A 16,876-nucleotide genomic window follows, 5' to 3' on the forward strand; every position below is an offset into this window, starting at 1 on the left:
GTTTTTTCATGGGATGACGTCGTTCTGGAAGCACGACGAGAGCGCTCAAGCCCGCCCTTTTTCCTCCAGGAGCCGCAACACGATGCGTGCGCTCTCTTCGCCCGGCGAGCGGGCGGTGTGCAGGCGGTTCCAGACGCGCTCGAAACCCTGGCTCATCGCCTGCCGTTCCGGGGTCTGCGTCGAGAGACGTTCGATCCAGCGCGCCAGCCGGCCATGGCGGATGGTGTGGTCGACATATTCCGGCACGACCGGATAATCGGCGACAAGATTGGGCAGCGCCGCACTCCAGGTCGTAATCCGCCGCGTCATCAACCGCATCAGCCAGTCCAGCTTGTAGACGGACACGACCGGGACGCCGGCAAGGGCGAGTTCGAGCACCACCGTGCCGGAGGCCGCCAGGGCAGCATCGGCGACGGCAAAGGCCCGCCATTTATCCGCCGCCCCGACGAGGATCTCCGGCTGCACCGCCCATTCCACCGTCAATTCGCGAACGAGCCGTTCCTGGTGCGGCACGGTGGGTAACAGGAAATGCAGGTCGCTGTTGCGCTCCGCCAGAAGTTCGATGGTCTGCTTGAACACCGGCAAAAGGCTGCGGATCTCGCCGCCGCGCGATCCCGGCAGCAGCAGGACGGTGCGGCCATCGCCGGCAGACGGAACCGCACGCGCCGCCCTTGCCTGGCGCACACGCAGGAGATCCGGATCGGCGGTCAGGCGGTGCCCGACAAAACTCGTCGCCGGGCCGCCCAGCCGTTCCATCACCGCCGGCTCGAACGGCAGCAGGGCCAGCACATGGTCGACATAAGCGAGCATCTTGGTTGCCCGGTATTCCTTCCACGCCCAGACGCTCGGGCAGACATAGTTGACCACAGGAAGGTCGGGCAAGGCCCGTCGAACCTTCCTGGCGACGCGATGGGTAAAATCGGGGCTGTCGATGATGATCAGCACGTCGGGTTTTGCTTCGACGATGGCCTCCGCCGTCTCGCCGATGCGACGGATCAGGCTCGGCAAACGTGCCAGCACCTGGGTCAGCCCCATGATCGACAATTCGGAAAAATCAAAGAGCGACTCAAGCCCCTGCGCTTCCATCGCCTCGCCGCCGACGCCGACGATCTCGATCTCTTCCGGTGTCAGCTTTTTCAGCGCGGCCAGCAGATCGCCGCCGAGGAGATCGCCGGACACTTCCCCTGCAATTACGGCCACCTTCAAGACCATCTCACATCATCCGTCGGTTAGAGCATTTCCAACCGAAGCTCAATCGCTTCGGCGTCGGACAATGCGGCGAAAACAAAAGGATAGAGCATTTCCTGTAAACCCCTTTTCACAGGAAATGCTCTATCCCGCGGTCAATGCCGCAGACGAAAAGACCGGAGGCATCGGCTGCCGCGATCATTGCCTGGCGATCGAGCACCAACGCCCGCCCCGCCTCCACCGCGATACCGGCGAGACCGGCCTTGCGGGCATTGTCCACTGTGGACACACCGATCGACGGCAGGTCGGCGCGGACATCCTGTTGCGGTTTGCAAAGCTTGACCAGCACGCCCCTGCGCCGGGCGGAAATCCGCCCCTCTGCCCGCAAGGCAGCCACTCTTTCCAGCATGCGATCCGTGCCCTCGACACCTTCGAGCGCCACGACCCGGCCACCGACGCAGACGGCGCCCTGGCCGACATCCAGCGCTCCGAGCGCCATGGCGGCGCTGGCGGCCTTCTCGATATCCTTCATGTCGTCTTCGCCGGGCGCATGCTGGCCGAAGGGGCCTGTCTGCGCCAGGAGGTCGGGGGCGATTTCATGCGCGCCGATCACATGGCGCCCATCGGTCTCGATCAGCCCGATGACCATCTGCAGCACCGTATCGTCTCCCCCGGACAGCAGCGTCCGGATGACCCTGGGCACCTTGAGCAGATGTTTCCAGGTCGGCGTGATTTCCCGCCATTCCGGCCGGCGTGAAATGGCGCCGGAGAGCACGACACGATCGACGCCGCGGCTGCGCATCGCCGCGTCGAGGCCCTTCATGTCGCCGACGCCGATCAGGGCGCGCTCGAAACCTTCGAAATCGATGTCGGATTCATTCCTGATGGAAATGATCAGCGGATCTTCGCCGGCAAGGCGGGCCGCACCGGCCACATGCAGCGGCAGCATGCCGCTGCCGGCGATGATGGCCAGGCGCCCCTTCGGCTTTTGGCTGTCGCTTGCCACCGATCAGCCCTTGCTTCCCCTGTTGGGCGAAGACAGGGCACGGTCGCTTTCGACCGCGATGAAATCGAGAATTTCCATCGCTTCGGCGCAATCGACATATTCGTCGCGGATGGCCGCCGCATTCGCCCGGACCGAACCCTCGCCCTCGAAGATCTGCTTGTAGGCGCGCCGCACGACGTGGATGACCGACCGTTCGATACCGGCCCGCGACATGCCCACGACGTTCAGGCCGCCCAGAATGCCGGGATTGCCGTTCAGCATGCCGTAGGGAATGACATCGTAGCTGACGGCGGAGAGGCCACCGATGAAGGCCTGGCGGCCGATACGGGTGAACTGGTGGACGGCGCAGCCGCCGCCGAGAATGGCGCGGTCAGCAACATGCACATGGCCGGCCAGCATGACATTGTTGGACAGGATGATGTGATTGCCAAGCTGGCAATCATGCGCCACGTGCGAATTGGCCAGGAACAGGTTGTCGTTGCCGACCACCGTCTTGCCGCCGCCGCCGGAGGTGCCGGTGTTCATCGTCACGCCTTCGCGGATGGTGCAGCGTTCGCCGACCGACAGCGTCGTCTCTTCGCCGCCGTGGTGCACGCTCTGCGGATCGCCGCCGATGGCGGCGAACGGAAAGATGCGCGTTGCCTTGCCGATCGTGGTGCGGCCGGCGACGACGACATTGTTGAGCAGTTCGACGCCGTCACCCAGCGTGACATGCGGGCCGACATGGCAGAAGGGGCCGATGACGGCGTTCTCGCCGACGATGGCACCGTCTTCCACCACGGCAAGCGGATGAACGCGTGCGCTTGCGGCAATCTTGCTCATTCGGCGTCCCTACGCATCATCGCGCCGATATCCGCTTCGGCGACGAGGGCTCCATCCACCTTGGCATCGCAATGGAACTTCCAGATGTTGCCGCGCTGCTTCTGCTTGGTCACATGGAACTCGACGCGGTCGCCGGGCACGACCGGCTTGCGAAAACGGGCATTGTCGATGGTCATGAAATAGACGAGGTTGCCGGCCTGGCCCTGCTTGCGGGCACAGATGGCGCCGGCCGTCTGGGCCATGCCCTCGATCAGCAGTACGCCGGGCATGATCGGCTGGCCGGGAAAATGGCCGGTGAAGTGCGGCTCGTTGACCGTTACGTTCTTGATGCCGATCGCCGAATTGTCGCCGTCGATCTCGACGATCCTGTCCACCAGCAAGAATGGATAGCGGTGCGGCAAAAGGGTCATGATTTCAAGAATATCGGCGCTGGAAAGGGACGCCTTGCTCTCCTCGGTCACTGTGTGTCTCCAGTCTTTTTCGAACGGCTGTTGGCGCGTGCGGTCATTTCGGCGATATCGCGCAGGAAGTCTTTCATCGGCCGCGCCGGAACGCCGCCATAACGCTCGCCGGCCGGAACGTCGCCGACGACGCCGCTCATCGCCGCGATCTGCGCGCCGCTACCGATGGTGATGTGACCGTTGATGCCCGAGGCACCACCGATCATGACACCGTCGCCGATGCGGGTGCTGCCGGCAATGCCGACCTGGCTGACGATGCCGCAATGACGGCCGATGCGGACGTTGTGTCCGATCTGGACAAGGTTGTCGATCTTCGTGCCCTCGCCGATGACCGTATCGTCCATGGTGCCGCGATCGACCGTGGTGTTGGCGCCGATCTCGACGTGATCCTGGATGATGACGCGACCGATCTGCACGATCTTCAGCATGCCGCGTGGTCCCGGCGCATATCCGAAACCGTCCTGGCCGATGCGCGCACCGTTGTGAATGATCACCTCGTTGCCGAGATAGGCGCAGAGAATGCTGGCGCCGGCGGCAATCGAACAGTTCCGACCGATCTTGACCCCGGCACCGATGATCGCACCGGCACCGATGCGTGTGCCCGTGCCGATCGCGACATCGGCGCCGATGACCGCCATCGGCTCGACGATCACGCCGGGCTCGAGGTGGGCGGAGGGATCGACAAAAGCGGCCGGAGAAACATCGGGCTGCGAGGCCACGGTCGCCAGCGGCCGCATCGCGGACGGATACAGCAAGGCGCCCGCCATCGCGAATGCCGTGTGCGGCCGAGAGGACAACAGAACGGGAATGTGTGCGGGAATGATCGATTGCAACGCTTTGTCGCACAGGATGGCCGAGGCGTAACACGTCTCCAGCTCAATGCGGTTCTTGCGGGACAATATGTAACACAGCTCGCCTTCGCGCGCACGAGAAACCGGGGCCACGGCATGGATCAACCGTTTCCCCGTGCTTTCGTCAGCAAGCTCCGCCCCAAGATATTCGGCCAACGCAGCAAGCGTAACGCCTTCCCGGGGCGGGAAAAATTCATTCGATTCCATCAGCCGAGGCTCCAGAACGTTTCTGTTCGCAGTTCTGGACTGCTGATATCAGAACTGGTTGGAGATGCCAAACCGGAAGCGCTGTTCCTCGTCGTAGTCTTCCTTGAGCACGGGAACGGCGTAATCGAAGCGCAGCGGACCGAAGGGCGAAGCCCAGACGATGCTGGCACCGACCGACGCACGCAGCGAAGAGTCCGTACCGGCGACACCTTCGCCGAGCGTGTTGACCTTGTTGCCGTAGAGCGTGCCGGCGTCTGCGAAGAAGGCGCCGCGAACGCCGATATCCTGCGGGATACCCGGCATCGGGAAGCTTGCTTCGGCCGAAGCGGTGAAATAGGTCGTGCCGCCGAGCGGGTCGCCATTGGCCATGCGCGGGCCTATACCGCTGCTGTCGAAGCCGCGAACATCGCGACCGCCCAGCATGAACTGGTCGAAGATGTTCAGGTTGTCGCCAGTCGCCACAACGTGACCACCACCGACCGACAACGAACCGATGACATCGGCTTCGTCGGAGAGCGTCGTGTAATAACGGACCTTACCGTAGATCTTGTAGAACTCGGAATCGCCGCCAAGACCTGCGAATTCATGCGTCAACGTCGCATAGAAACCTTCGCGCGGAAGGGTCATGTCGTCGAGCGTGTTGTAGGTCAGCGTCTGCGAGATCGACGAGCGGGTCCACGGGCTGCCGTTGATCAGCGCTTCATACGGAGCGGACAGGTTGTCGCCGACGTTCCAGTCACCTTCGCCATCATATTCGAAGCGCTTGTAGTTATAGCGCAGCGTCGTCGACAGGTCTTCGGTGATCGGTGCGGTCACGCGCAGCGTGAAACCCGTTTCGGCGTAGTCGTAATACTTTTCGCTCGACGAGGAGTTGCGGAAGATATCGAAACCGGCAGCGAGGCGGTAACCGAGGAAATAGGGCTCGGTGAAGGCAACGCTGTAGTTGCGCGCATCGTCCTGACCGCCACCGGCAGCCACGCGGATGTACTGGCCACGGCCGAGGAAGTTCTTTTCTTCCACCGACGCTTCAAGAACGAAACCACCGTCGTTACCCGTCGCGTAACCGGCACCGATGCCGAATGCGCCCGTCGGCTGATCCTGTACATCAACGATGATCACGACGCGGTCAGAAGAACTTCCCGGCGCCGTCGAGATGTTGACGGCGGAGAAATAACCCAGCGCATCCAGGCGACGCTTGGCGCGGGTCACCATTTCCTGGTTGAAGGCGTCGCCTTCGCTCATATCGAACTCACGACGGATGACGTAGTCACGCGTGCGGGTGTTGCCGCGGATCTCGATACGCTCGACATAGGCGCGCTCGCCCTGGTCGACGAGATAATCGACGCCGATCGTGTTGTTTTCGAAGTTGCGGTTGCCGCGCGGCGTGACGCGGGCAAACGGATAACCGGCATTGGCAACACGCTTGGAAATTGCCTCCATCGTCTTCTGGACGTCGCGTGCATTGTAGGTATCGCCGCTGCGGGATTCGATCAGGCCCTGCAGGTCTTCGCTGTTGACGCCGTCAACGGTCGATTCGACATTGACCGAACCGAAATCGTAGCGGGCGCCCTCTTCGACCGTGAAGGTCAGCACATATTCATTGGTCTGCTCATCCAGCGTCGCATCGGAAGAAATGACGCGGAAATCGGCATAACCATGATTGAAGTAGAACTGGCGCAGCGCCTCTTCGTCGGCGCGCAGCTTGTCTTCGTTGTAAACGTCCTTGCGCGTCAAGAACGACAGGAAGTTCGAGCGCTTGGTGTTGATGACAGCCGACAGGCGACCGTTGCTGTAGGCCTGGTTGCCGACGAAATTGATGGCAGAAATCTTCGTCCGCTCACCTTCGTTGATCACGAAAGCGAGGTTGACGCGACCTTCGCCGACCGGAACCACCTGCGTGGTGACGTCGATATCGCTGCGGCCGATCCCGGCATAGGCGCTCTTGATCTGCTGGATGTCAGCCTCGATCAGGCCTTCGCTGTAAGGGCCCTGCGAACGGGTCTGGACGATCGTCGCGAGCTTGTCGTCCTTGATCTTGCGGTTGCCGTTGAAAACCACCTGGTTGATGAGCTGGTTTTCGGAAACGTTGACAACCAGGGTGCCTCCGGAAACGCTGATGCGGACGTCGGAGAAATAACCCGTGCCGTAAAGCTGTTTCACCGAAGCGTCGATATCCGCATTCGAGAAACTTTGGCCCGGCTGGATCGTCAGGTTGGAACGAACGGCGTCGGCACCGACACGGCTCGCACCCCGAACATCGATACGCTGAACGACAGCGGCGCGGGCAGACGTTGCAGAAGCCAGCGTGAGAACGCCCGTACCCGTCGCAACCATACCAGCAGACAGCGCAACCGCCGATACTGCGTTCAAAAATCTTGAACCAGCCTTCATTTCACTTATTACCCTTTTTCCGTTGTCCCTCACCGGTTTAACCCGACTCCAGCCACGTGTGTCGTTTTACCCGCTTTTCCCATACAAGCAAGGGAGGGCGTTAATTTCTGTTTACTTCATTTGGAAGCGTGGCCCAATCGCCACTGTTGCCTGCAAACAGCGTAAACAGTCAGTAAATTCCCATAGTTGTCCAGAACGACATTAACCAATCAAATTGCTAATATCATTCCAGGTGGCGAAGACCATCAGCGTCAGAACCATGGCCAGGCCGATACGGAAGGCAATCTCCTGCGCCATCGCACCGACCGGTTTTCCCCTCACGGCTTCTACCGCATAAAACATCAGATGGCCGCCATCAAGTACCGGAACCGGCATCAAATTCAACAGTCCAATAGAAACCGACAGCACAGCCGCCAGCTGAAGGACCGCGGAAAAACCTATCGTCGCCATCTGGCCGGAAGCTTGCGCCACGCGGATCGGCCCGCCAAGCTGGTCGGCATTCATGCGCCCGGTCAGGAGATTGCCGAGATAATCGAACGTGCCGGTGACGATATGCCAGCTCTGAACCGCACCCTCCCCCACCGCCTGCAGCGGCGTGAAGGTCTGGGTGCGAAAATTACCCGTCTCCTGGTTGGTGACGATGCCGATGATTCCAAGCTCGATCTTGTTGCCGAACTGATCGGTGATCTCGGTGCGCTTCGGCGTCATCGGCAGGTCGAGCTGCGTGCCGGCACGCTCCACGGTGACGACGATCGGGGTTTCCGGCCGAACGCCGACATAACGGCGCACGTCGTCGAAGGTGGTGACATGCGAACCGTCGATGGCCACGAGGAGATCGCCGGGCTGTACGCCGGCTTCCGCCGCGGCGCTGTTTTCCTTGACCTCGGCGACGACCGGATCGGCGACCTGCTTACCGTAAACACTGAAGAGAACGGCAAAGATTGCGATGGCGAGCAGGAAATTGGCGATCGGGCCGGCAGCCACCGTCGCCGCCCGCTTCCAGAGTTTTGCGGCCGGGAATGCGCGCGCACGATCCACGTCGCTCATCATCGCCAGCCGTTGCAGGTCCGGCTTGCTCGATGCGTCCTCGTCTCCGAAAAACTTGACGTAACCACCGAGAGGAATCGCCGAAATCTTCCAGCGGGTGCCGTGGGAATCGGTAAAGCCGACGAGTTCCGGGCCGAAACCGACGGAAAAGGCAACCACGCCGATGCCGGACCAGCGTCCGACGAGGTAGTGCCCCATCTCATGCACGAAGACGAGAAGCGACAGAACGAGGATGAACGGCACGATGTAGCCGATCAGGAACGCAAAAAATCCCGTCATCAATTTTCCTTCCGATCCGGCCGGCGCATCATAGTCCCAATCCCAGGAGAAAGGCGCCCACCGAGGTCAGGATGCCATTGTTGAGCATCGAATGCCATACGGCCAGCAGAAACGCTGCAAAACAAGCGAAAACAAGTCCGTCCACCCGATCCATCACGCCGCCATGGCCGGGAATGATCTTGCCTGAGTCCTTCACGCCGAAACGCCGCTTGATGAAGGATTCGAACAGATCGCCGATCTGGCTCGACACCGAAAGCAGGAAGGCCACGAACACGATCCAGAGGCCGGTGCCCGGAAAATGCGCGAAGGCGACCGCGGTGCCCGCGGCGACGCCCGACACCGTGCCGCCGATGGCGCCGGACCAGGTCTTGCCGGGCGAGATTCGCGGCGCCAGCTTCGGCCCCTTGAGCGCACGTCCGACAAAATAGGCGAGGATATCCGTCGCCCAGACGACGGCGAAGACGAACAGCATCGCCACCAGGCCGACGGCATCGTCAGCGCGGATGGCGGCAAGGGAAATGCCGGACAGCCCGGCATAAAACACGCCACCCGGCAGCCACCAGGTGCCGGACTTGCGCAGTCCGGCAAACAGCATGGCAGTGATGGTGAAGCCGCCAAGCAGCGGAATGGCGTAGTCTTCGGAACCGAACAGGATGTTGGCGGCAATCGAGGCGATAGCAAGCCAGCCCAGCGCGTTGCCGCGGAAATCCTGCGACGGCAGGCGGGTGATCGTCGACCACTCCGAATAGATCAGCAGCGCGATCAGCGCCGAAAGCGCCCGAAACGCCACGCCGCCGTACCAGGTGGCGGCCAGGACGACGATGGCAAGCACGATGCCCGAAACGATTCGCAGTCGCAGTTCCCGGCTCATCAGGAACCTGCCACGAGCGTCTTCGACAGTCCGCCAAATCGCCGGTCCCGTGCGGCGTATTTTTCCAGCGCCTTGAAAAACAGGTCGCGGTTGAAGTCCGGCCAGTATTCCGGAACGAACATCAGCTCCGAATAAGCTGCCTGCCAGAGAAGGAAATTCGACAGCCGCTCCTCGCCGCTGGTGCGGATGATCAGGTCGGGATCGGGAATGCCGGCGGTATCCAGGCGCGCATTGATCGCCTCCGCGTCGATATCTTCCGGCCGCATCCGGCCCGCCGCGACGTCAGCAGCCAGCCTGGCGGCAACGCGGGCGATCTCGTCGCGTGAGCCGTAGTTGAAGGCGATGACCAGCGTCAGCGCCGTGTTGGCGCGCGTCGTCTCTTCAGCCTCGAGCAGCAGCGGCAAAAGGTCGCCGCGCAGGTTCTCACGGTCGCCGATGATGCGGATTCGGACGTTCTCGCGATGAAGGTCGGCAAGATCGCGACGGATGAAGGTGCGCAAAAGCCCCATCAGGTCGGTGATCTCACTTTCCGGACGGCGCCAGTTCTCGGAAGAAAACGCAAACAAAGTCAGATATTTGATATGCGCGTCACCGGCGGCGCGCACGATGTCGCGAACCGATTCGACACCCTTGCGGTGCCCCATGGTGCGCGGCAGGCCGCGCTGTTTCGCCCAGCGGCCGTTCCCGTCCATAATGATAGCAACATGTTCGGGCACGGCCGAAAGGTGATGATCTGACATCGATGGTCCGGTTTCTCGCAACGGTAGGTGCAGGCAGGCAGACTTAGACCTGCATGATTTCCTTTTCCTTGTCGGCGAGCAAGCGGTCGACTTCGGAAATCGTCTCGTCGGTCATTTTCTGCACCTTTTCCGAAAGCGACCTGCTTTCGTCCTGGCCGATCACGCCGTCCTTTTCCGACTTTTTCAAGGTGTCCATGCCGTCGCGGCGCACGTTGCGAATCGCCACCTTGCCCTTTTCGGCATAGTCATGCGCAACCTTCACCAGCGAGCGGCGACGCTCCTCGTTGAGTTCCGGCAGGGGAATGCGCAGGTTCTGGCCGTCGATGATCGGGTTGAGGCCGAGGTTGGCTTCGCGAATCGCCCGATCGACAGCGCCGACCATCGACTTGTCCCAGATGGAAACGCCGAGCATGCGCGGCTCCGGAACGGTGATGTTGGCGACCTGGTTCAGCGGCACCCGCGAACCGTAGGCTTCCACCGTGACCGGATCGAGAACGTTGGCCGACGCCCGGCCGGTGCGGAGCGAGGCGATATCGCTCTTGAACGCGGTGATTGCGCCATCCATGCGGCGCTTCAATTCCTTGAGATCAACACCCTGGCTCATAATTTAACTCCCGTCTTCAGTGCGGCCGCCGGCAGGAAATGCCGGCTCCGCCTCTCTCAATTGTCCTTGACGATGGTCTTGCGGCCGCCGCCCGTCAAGATTTCCGCGAATCCACCCTTCTCATGGATGGAGAACACGATGATCGGAATGGAATTTTCGCGCGCCAGTGCCACCGCGGCCACGTCCATGACCGCAAGGCCGCGCGAAAGCACTTCGCTGTGGGTCAGGTGGTCGAATCGGGTCGCAGTCGGGTCCTTCTTCGGGTCGGCGGAATAGATGCCGTCCACCTGCGTTCCCTTGAAGATGGCCTCGGCGCCCATTTCGGCGGCGCGCAGCGCTGCGGCGGAATCGGTGGTGAAGAACGGATTGCCGGTGCCGCCGGCAAAGATCACCACACGACCGAGGCCGAGGTGATACAGCGTCGCACGCTGCGAGAAACTTTCGCAGATTTCCGGCATGGCGATGGCCGACAGCACCACGGTGTCGATGTTCAGCTTGCGCAGCGAGGTTGCGAGCGCCAGGGCGTTGATGACGGTCGCCAGCATGCCCATGTGGTCGCCGGTGACACGGTCGCCGCCCTTGGACGCCACCGCAACGCCGCGGAAGATATTGCCGCCACCGACGACGACGCCGACCTCGACGCCCATCTCGCGGGCTGCGGCGATATCGCCGGCGATGCGATCGGCCACGGCAACGTCGATGCCAAAACCCTGGCTTCCCATGAGGGCCTCACCCGACGCTTTGAGAAGAACGCGCTTGTACAACGGCTGGGGGGTCATTCGGGGCTCCTCGAAAGGCATGTCGTCTATTTCTGATGCCGGATACACGAAGGGCACCGCGTTGTCACGCGATGCCCAAAGCTTTTCATCGAATAAGCAAGCGATATCAGCCCTTGGCTGCAGCAGCCACTTCGGCGGCGAAGTCGGTCTCTTCCTTCTCGACGCCTTCGCCTAGCAGCAGGCGAGCCATGCCGGTCACTTCGATCGGCGCGCCGACAGCCTTTTCGGCTTCCTTCACGGCAGCGGCAACCGTCAGGTCCGGGTTGATGACGAAGGACTGCGACAGAAGGGCGACTTCTTCGAAGAACTTGCGCATGCGGCCGTCGACCATCTTCTCGATGATGTTGTCCGGCTTGCCCGAAGCGCGGGACTGCTCGATGAACACGTTGCGTTCGCGCTCGGCAACAGCCGGATCGACGTCTTCCGGACGCAGTGCCAGCGGGTTGGTCGCAGCGATGTGCATAGCGACCTGGCGGCCGATGGCGTTCAAGGCTTCCTTGTCGCCGGTCGACTTCAGCGCGACGAGAACGCCGAGCTTGCCGAGGCCGTCGGCAACCGAGTTATGGATGTAGGTGGCGACGACGCCGTCTTCGACCGACAGCGCGATCGAGCGGCGGAGAGCCATGTTTTCACCGATGGTGGCAACGGCATCCTTGATCGTGTCGGAAACCGACTTGCCGCTGGCCGGATAGGTAGCGGCGGAAACGGCGTCAACAGTACCATCGGTGGTCAGCGCAACCTGCGCGACGCCACGAACGAGGTCCTGGAACGCATCGTTGCGGGCAACGAAGTCGGTTTCGGAGTTGACTTCGACGACGACGGCCTTGGTGCCGTTGCCGGCAATGCTGATCAGGCCTTCGGCGGCGGTGCGGCCGGACTTCTTGTCGGCCTTGGCGATGCCCTTGGCGCGCAGCCAGTCGATGGCGGCTTCGATGTCACCATTGGTTTCAGCCAGCGCCTTTTTGCAGTCCATCATGCCTGCGCCGGTCTTTTCGCGCAGGTCCTTCACCATTGCTGCAGTTACGTTGCTCATTCTTAGCCTCTTGTCGGTTCGTTCGGGCGCCGCGTTCATTCAGGATCGAGCGAAGCTGCACCCGGTTTGGGAAACGAAATGTACCCGGAACTATGACAGCGTGATGAACAGGCATCACGGGCAGTCCCGGGGGTCGGATCGCCATGCGAAGGCGAAAATTCCATGCCCGGAAAACGGGCAAGGCCGCTCGTACCATCGGTCACAAACGGCCTTGTCCTGATATGTTCCCGGAAGGGGCGGAGTTTTGAGACCCCGCCTTCCCGCCTGATCAGGCGCCGGCTTCTGCTTCCAGCGCCGGCTCGATCGGAGCTTCGGCGGATGCGCCGATGTCGCGGCCGGATGCGCCCTGCTGACGGGCAATGCCGTCGATCGCAGCGCGGGAGATCAGGTCGCAGTAGAGAGCGATGGCGCGCGAAGCGTCGTCGTTGCCCGGGATTGCGTAGTCGATCAGGTCCGGATCGCAGTTCGAGTCGATGATCGCGACGACCGGGATGCCAAGACGCTTGGCTTCGTCGATGGCGATCTTTTCCTTGTTGGTGTCGATGATGAACATCAGGTCCGGAACGCCGCCCATGTCGCGGATACCGCCGAGGGCCTTATCAAGCTTCTCGCGTTCGCGCTCGAGGGTCAGGCGCTCCTTCTTGGAATAGCCGGAGCCTTCCGTGTTCAGAATCTCGTCGAGCTTGCGCAGACGGGCGATCGAGTTCGAGATGGTCTTCCAGTTGGTCATCATGCCGCCGAGCCAGCGGGAATTGACGTAGTACTGGGCCGAACGCTTGGCGGCATCGGCGATGATCTCGGATGCCTGGCGCTTGGTGCCGACGAACAGGACGCGGCCGCCGCGGGCAACGGTATCGCTGACGATCTGCAGGGCGCGCGACAGCATCGGGACGGTCTGAGCCAGGTCGATGATGTGGATGTTGTTACGATCGCCGAAGATGTACGGCTTCATCTTCGGGTTCCAGCGATGGGTCTGGTGGCCGAAGTGAACACCAGCTTCCAGAAGCTGGCGCATGCTGAAATCAGGCAATGCCATGCCTTTTTCTCCTTTTCCGGTTGAACCTCCGCGGGGCGAACAGCCTCCTCTTCGAGGAAGCCACCGGCGGAACAGCCCGGATTTCTCCCGGACGATCCCATGCCCCACGTGTGGAATGCCGGTGCCCATACAGGCGATTTGGCGGAATTGCAAGGCTTTTGGGTAAAAAACCATGAACGAGGCGAGGCTTCCGACGCCTACGTCGGGAGCGTCTCAGGCACCGCGCCTAGTGGCATTCCCCCGGACCGAGCAGTTCCAGCTTCGACAGCCGGCCCGTCAGCACGAAATCGCCGTAATCCATGGTGAGATCGCGGGTGATGCCGTTCTCGTAGAGCTTGAAGGACATGCGATAGATCGGCAGCGAATCGCCGGTGCTGGTGTCGTTGAAATAGGCGATCGTCACCGGCCAGAAAGGCGACTTGGCGAATTCGCCGGCCTTGGCTGCATCGGCATCGTCCGCCTTCGGCGTGTCCTGCTTGCCGACCACGGTCGTGGTCAACAGCGTCTTGTCGCCATTGTCGCTGCCGTCGAAGACACGGGCCTCGAAGAAGGTCGGGCCCTTGCGGGCGTTTTCGATCACGTCCAGCATGTGGGCGGTCGGGAATCGCCCGTCGGCCAGTTCGACCTCGCGCTTGTCGGGCTGGTTCAGTTCGACCTTCAGCTTGTCCTCTTCGTCTTCGGCCGCACCGCTGACCTGCTTGTCGAGCTGTTCGTCGGTAAAAGTCTTTGTTTCGAACCGGAACTTGCCGCCCTTCAGGTCCTCGAAGGTCGTGGTCTGCTGGTCGGTGAGCCGGGTGTCCTCGCCGGTGTCGATCGAGGTGACGAAGCGGAAATTCGTGGTGTAGCCGGCACATTCCGAGCCGAGGAATTCATAGACCATGCGGCCGTACATGCCGGAAATACCCGACCGCTCCGAGGCGTCCTTGAGCTGCAGGTCATAGACGGCCCGATGCGGGATAAGGCTGCCGGCGGCGGCCTGTGCGCTGGCAGCCGTTGCGCCCAAGGTGCCGAAAGCGGCGATGGCCACAGTGGCGAAGCTCGTCCGGAACATGCATTATCTCCTGTTGGACTCGGCAGCGATGATATAAGAACGCTTTCGACCGAAACGAGGCATTCCCGCCTTGCATGCAGGATTTTTAGCCATTTTACAACAAAACGGGAGACGAAATTGTCGGACGCCATCGAAAGCCGCCTGAAGGAACTCGGCATCACCCTGCCGCAAGCCGCCGCGCCCGCCGCAAACTACGTGCCCTACACGATCAGCGGCAACCTGCTGTATCTCTCCGGCCAGTTGCCGATCGAGGGCGGCAAGATCGCCGTCAGCGGTCTCCTGGGGCAGGACGTCGACGTCGCGGCCGGCAGCCGGGCCGCCGAACTGTGCGCCATCAACATCCTGGCGCAGGCGAAAGCGGCGCTCGGCGGCGATCTCGGCCGGATCGTGCGCATTCTCAAGCTCAACGGCTTCGTCGCCTCCGTGCCGACGTTCACGGAACAGCACCTCGTCATCAACGGCGCATCGAACCTGCTTGCCAACGTGCTCGGCGATGCCGGCAAGCATGCCCGCGCCGCCGTCGGCATGGCGGCCCTGCCCCTGAACGCCGCCGTCGAGATCGATGCCGTCATCGAGATCGCGCCATGAGCGATGCCTCCTGGATCATCGAGCGGCCGGTGGCGCATCGCGGCTACCACGACATGAACCACCAGGTCTGGGAAAACACCCTCTCGGCCTTTTCCCGCGCCATCGAGGCGGGTTTTGCCATCGAATGCGACCTGCAATATGTCTCCGACGGCGTTCCGGTGGTCTTTCATGACGACGACATGGAACGCCTCTGCAACATCAAGGGAGACGTGCGCGCCCGCACCAGCGGCGAACTCGGCCTGATGACCATCGGCGGCACCAGGGACCGGATCCCGACGCTGCAGAAACTGCTCGACCTGTGCCAGGGCAAGGTTCCGCTGATCATCGAGCTCAAGGGCCGCGAAGGCGACGACGAAGGTTTCGTCGAAAGCGTGCTGGAGATTCTCGAAGGCTACAAGGGCAAAGTGGCCTTGATGAGCTTCGACCACTGGTTCCTGAAGGAGCTGAAGGCGCTGAATTGTCCCTACCCGATCGGTCTGACCGCCTGGGGCAACGACCCGGAACAGTTCTTCGTTCACGAAGAAGCGATGCATCTCGGGCTTGATTTCATCTCCTATGCGCACGACCATCTGCCGAATGCCTTCATTACGGCGCAAAGGCAGCGTGGTATTCCCGTCATCACCTGGACGGTGCGCGACGAGGAGGCCGTCAAGCGCACCTTCCGCTACGCCGACCAGATGACCTTCGAAGGCTTCGACCCACGCGAAAGCCCTGCCCTGACCGCATGAAGACCGCCTATACGATCCGTATCGAAAACTCGTTCAAATCCATCCTGCCGGAGCGCTGGTCCAGGCTCTCCGGCACGCTTTCGGCGAACGGATCGTACAATCCGTTCCTGTCGCATGCCTTCCTGTCCTCGCTGGAAGAATCCGGCTCGGCGAGTGCCAAGAGCGGCTGGATGGGGCACCATCTTTTGCTGGAAAGCGACGACGGTACGCTGATCGGCGCGGTCCCCTGTTATCTCAAGAACCACAGCCAGGGCGAATATGTCTTCGACCAGGGCTGGGCCGACGCCTTCGAACGGGCCGGCGGCCATTATTATCCGAAGCTGCAGGCGTCCATACCTTTCACCCCCGCCACCGGGCCGCGCCTGCTGGTCGCCGGCGGCGAGGATGAGGCGATGATCAGGGCGGGCCTTGCCGGCGGACTGAAAGAAGTGACGCGCCAGCTCGGCGTGTCCTCCGCCCATGTCACCTTCGTGCCCGAGGGCGAGGTGCCGTTCTTCGAAGACGAAGGCTACCTGCACCGCACCGACCAGCAATTCCACTTCATCAATGACGGGTACGCCAATCACGAGGCCTTCCTGGAAACGCTGTCGTCGCGCAAGCGCAAGGAGCTGCGCAAGGAGCGGCGGGCGGCGCTGGAGGGCGGCATCTCCATCGACTGGCTGACCGGCAAGGATCTGACGGAAGACATCTGGGACCAGTTCTTCGCCTTCTACATGGATACGGGCAGCCGCAAATGGGGCCGGCCCTATCTCAACCGGCTGTTCTATTCGCTGATCGGCGAACGGATGGCCGACGACATCCTGCTGGTGATGGCCAAGCGCAACGGCAAATACATTGCCGGCGCCATCAACTTCATCGGCGCCGATACGCTGTACGGCCGCCACTGGGGCTGCATCGAGGACCACCCGTTCCTGCATTTCGAAGTCTGTTATCACCAGGCAATCGATTTTGCGCTGGAGAAGAAGCTGGCCCGCGTCGAGGCCGGGGCGCAGGGCGAACACAAGCTCGCACGCGGCTATCTGCCGGTGACCACGCATTCCATGCATCACATTGCCCATCCGGGCTTGCGCCGGGCGATCGACGACTATCTGCAGCGGGAACGTCGCGAGGTCGAGGCAATCGGCGACATGCTCACGGAGCATGCTCCCTTCCGCAAGGGCGAACGCCAGCAGGACTGACCGCACAGACAAGACA

17 protein-coding genes are annotated in these 16,876 nt (G+C 61.9%); 3 read left to right on the plus strand and 14 right to left on the minus strand.

Annotated elements, in window-relative coordinates; genetic code table 11:
* Nucleotides 1-45 precede the first annotated feature (45 nt).
* The 14 genes from lpxB to DEM27_RS14955 all read right to left on the minus strand — a co-directional run bounded on the left by lpxB (nt 46) and on the right by DEM27_RS14955 (nt 14,366).
* The gene (lpxB, locus tag DEM27_RS14890) at nt 46-1,212 is read right to left on the minus strand and encodes a lipid-A-disaccharide synthase (protein ID WP_109459047.1); all 1,167 of its coding nucleotides are present in this window, start codon (nt 1,210-1,212) and stop codon (nt 46-48) included.
* Between the two features lie 106 nt (nt 1,213-1,318).
* Entirely contained in the window at nt 1,319-2,194 is an 876-nt protein-coding gene (locus DEM27_RS14895; RefSeq protein WP_109459048.1) for an LpxI family protein, read from the minus strand.
* Nucleotides 2,195-2,197: 3 nt separating this feature from the next.
* Nucleotides 2,198-3,016: an acyl-ACP--UDP-N-acetylglucosamine O-acyltransferase gene (lpxA, locus tag DEM27_RS14900; protein ID WP_109459049.1), complete on the minus strand. Its 819-nt coding sequence runs from the start codon at nt 3,014-3,016 to the stop codon at nt 2,198-2,200.
* Nucleotides 3,013-3,477 carry a 3-hydroxyacyl-ACP dehydratase FabZ gene (gene fabZ / locus DEM27_RS14905; RefSeq protein WP_109459050.1) on the minus strand — a complete coding sequence of 155 codons (465 nt, stop codon included), beginning with the start codon at nt 3,475-3,477 and terminating at the stop codon, nt 3,013-3,015. The genes lpxA and fabZ overlap by 4 nt, the downstream gene beginning before the upstream one ends.
* Nucleotides 3,474-4,535, minus strand: a complete 1,062-nt coding sequence (gene lpxD, locus DEM27_RS14910) for a UDP-3-O-(3-hydroxymyristoyl)glucosamine N-acyltransferase (RefSeq protein ID WP_109459051.1) — start codon at nt 4,533-4,535, stop codon at nt 3,474-3,476. Before lpxD ends, fabZ begins: the two co-directional genes overlap by 4 nt.
* Before the next feature lie 48 nt (nt 4,536-4,583).
* Entirely contained in the window at nt 4,584-6,926 is a 2,343-nt protein-coding gene (bamA, locus tag DEM27_RS14915; protein ID WP_109459052.1) for an outer membrane protein assembly factor BamA, read from the minus strand.
* A gap of 201 nt (nt 6,927-7,127) precedes the next feature.
* A complete protein-coding gene (gene rseP / locus DEM27_RS14920; RefSeq protein ID WP_109459053.1) occupies nt 7,128-8,252 on the minus strand; it encodes an RIP metalloprotease RseP in 1,125 nt (374 codons plus the stop codon).
* Nucleotides 8,253-8,280: 28 nt separating this feature from the next.
* A complete protein-coding gene (locus DEM27_RS14925; protein ID WP_109459054.1) occupies nt 8,281-9,123 on the minus strand; it encodes a phosphatidate cytidylyltransferase in 843 nt (280 codons plus the stop codon).
* Nucleotides 9,123-9,863, minus strand: a complete 741-nt coding sequence (locus DEM27_RS14930; protein ID WP_109459055.1) for an isoprenyl transferase — start codon at nt 9,861-9,863, stop codon at nt 9,123-9,125. Before DEM27_RS14930 ends, DEM27_RS14925 begins: the two co-directional genes overlap by 1 nt.
* Before the next feature lie 43 nt (nt 9,864-9,906).
* Nucleotides 9,907-10,467 (minus strand): ribosome recycling factor, encoded by a 561-nt coding sequence (frr, locus tag DEM27_RS14935; RefSeq protein WP_109459056.1) that lies wholly within the window; start codon nt 10,465-10,467, stop codon nt 9,907-9,909.
* 56 nt (nt 10,468-10,523) lie between these two features.
* A complete protein-coding gene (gene pyrH / locus DEM27_RS14940; RefSeq protein WP_109459057.1) occupies nt 10,524-11,246 on the minus strand; it encodes a UMP kinase in 723 nt (240 codons plus the stop codon).
* A gap of 106 nt (nt 11,247-11,352) precedes the next feature.
* Complete coding sequence (gene tsf, locus DEM27_RS14945; protein ID WP_109459058.1) at nt 11,353-12,279, minus strand: translation elongation factor Ts; 927 nt, start codon at nt 12,277-12,279, stop codon at nt 11,353-11,355.
* A gap of 268 nt (nt 12,280-12,547) precedes the next feature.
* Nucleotides 12,548-13,315 carry a 30S ribosomal protein S2 gene (gene rpsB, locus DEM27_RS14950; RefSeq protein ID WP_109459059.1) on the minus strand — a complete coding sequence of 256 codons (768 nt, stop codon included), beginning with the start codon at nt 13,313-13,315 and terminating at the stop codon, nt 12,548-12,550.
* Between the two features lie 226 nt (nt 13,316-13,541).
* The gene (locus tag DEM27_RS14955) at nt 13,542-14,366 is read right to left on the minus strand and encodes a cell envelope integrity EipB family protein (RefSeq protein ID WP_109459060.1); all 825 of its coding nucleotides are present in this window, start codon (nt 14,364-14,366) and stop codon (nt 13,542-13,544) included.
* A 117-nt stretch (nt 14,367-14,483) separates the two neighbouring features.
* Between DEM27_RS14955 and DEM27_RS14960 the strand changes: the two genes are divergently transcribed.
* The 3 genes from DEM27_RS14960 to DEM27_RS14970 are packed head-to-tail and all read left to right on the plus strand — an operon-like array spanning nt 14,484 to nt 16,860.
* A complete protein-coding gene (locus DEM27_RS14960) occupies nt 14,484-14,954 on the plus strand; it encodes a RidA family protein (protein WP_109459061.1) in 471 nt (156 codons plus the stop codon).
* Nucleotides 14,951-15,682, plus strand: a complete 732-nt coding sequence (locus DEM27_RS14965; protein WP_109459062.1) for a glycerophosphodiester phosphodiesterase — start codon at nt 14,951-14,953, stop codon at nt 15,680-15,682. The genes DEM27_RS14960 and DEM27_RS14965 overlap by 4 nt, the downstream gene beginning before the upstream one ends.
* Nucleotides 15,679-16,860, plus strand: a complete 1,182-nt coding sequence (locus tag DEM27_RS14970) for a GNAT family N-acetyltransferase (protein ID WP_109459063.1) — start codon at nt 15,679-15,681, stop codon at nt 16,858-16,860. Before DEM27_RS14965 ends, DEM27_RS14970 begins: the two co-directional genes overlap by 4 nt.
* Nucleotides 16,861-16,876 lie beyond the last annotated feature (16 nt).

Origin of the sequence: Rhizobium album, from assembly GCF_003122325.1 — a bacterium.
Lineage (GTDB): Bacteria > Pseudomonadota > Alphaproteobacteria > Rhizobiales > Rhizobiaceae > Metarhizobium > Metarhizobium album.

Coding starts and splice junctions, on each gene's coding strand:
- lpxB (WP_109459047.1), bottom strand. CDS start 1,212: ATGGTCTTGAAGGTGGCCGTAATTGCAGGGGAAGTGTCCGGCGATCTC.
- lpxA (WP_109459049.1), bottom strand. CDS start 3,016: ATGAGCAAGATTGCCGCAAGCGCACGCGTTCATCCGCTTGCCGTGGTG.
- lpxD (WP_109459051.1), bottom strand. CDS start 4,535: ATGGAATCGAATGAATTTTTCCCGCCCCGGGAAGGCGTTACGCTTGCT.
- bamA (WP_109459052.1), bottom strand. CDS start 6,926: ATGAAGGCTGGTTCAAGATTTTTGAACGCAGTATCGGCGGTTGCGCTG.
- rseP (WP_109459053.1), bottom strand. CDS start 8,252: ATGACGGGATTTTTTGCGTTCCTGATCGGCTACATCGTGCCGTTCATC.
- DEM27_RS14925 (WP_109459054.1), bottom strand. CDS start 9,123: ATGAGCCGGGAACTGCGACTGCGAATCGTTTCGGGCATCGTGCTTGCC.
- DEM27_RS14930 (WP_109459055.1), bottom strand. CDS start 9,863: ATGTCAGATCATCACCTTTCGGCCGTGCCCGAACATGTTGCTATCATT.
- frr (WP_109459056.1), bottom strand. CDS start 10,467: ATGAGCCAGGGTGTTGATCTCAAGGAATTGAAGCGCCGCATGGATGGC.
- pyrH (WP_109459057.1), bottom strand. CDS start 11,246: ATGACCCCCCAGCCGTTGTACAAGCGCGTTCTTCTCAAAGCGTCGGGT.
- tsf (WP_109459058.1), bottom strand. CDS start 12,279: ATGAGCAACGTAACTGCAGCAATGGTGAAGGACCTGCGCGAAAAGACC.
- rpsB (WP_109459059.1), bottom strand. CDS start 13,315: ATGGCATTGCCTGATTTCAGCATGCGCCAGCTTCTGGAAGCTGGTGTT.
- DEM27_RS14955 (WP_109459060.1), bottom strand. CDS start 14,366: ATGTTCCGGACGAGCTTCGCCACTGTGGCCATCGCCGCTTTCGGCACC.
- DEM27_RS14965 (WP_109459062.1), top strand. CDS start 14,951: ATGAGCGATGCCTCCTGGATCATCGAGCGGCCGGTGGCGCATCGCGGC.
- DEM27_RS14970 (WP_109459063.1), top strand. CDS start 15,679: ATGAAGACCGCCTATACGATCCGTATCGAAAACTCGTTCAAATCCATC.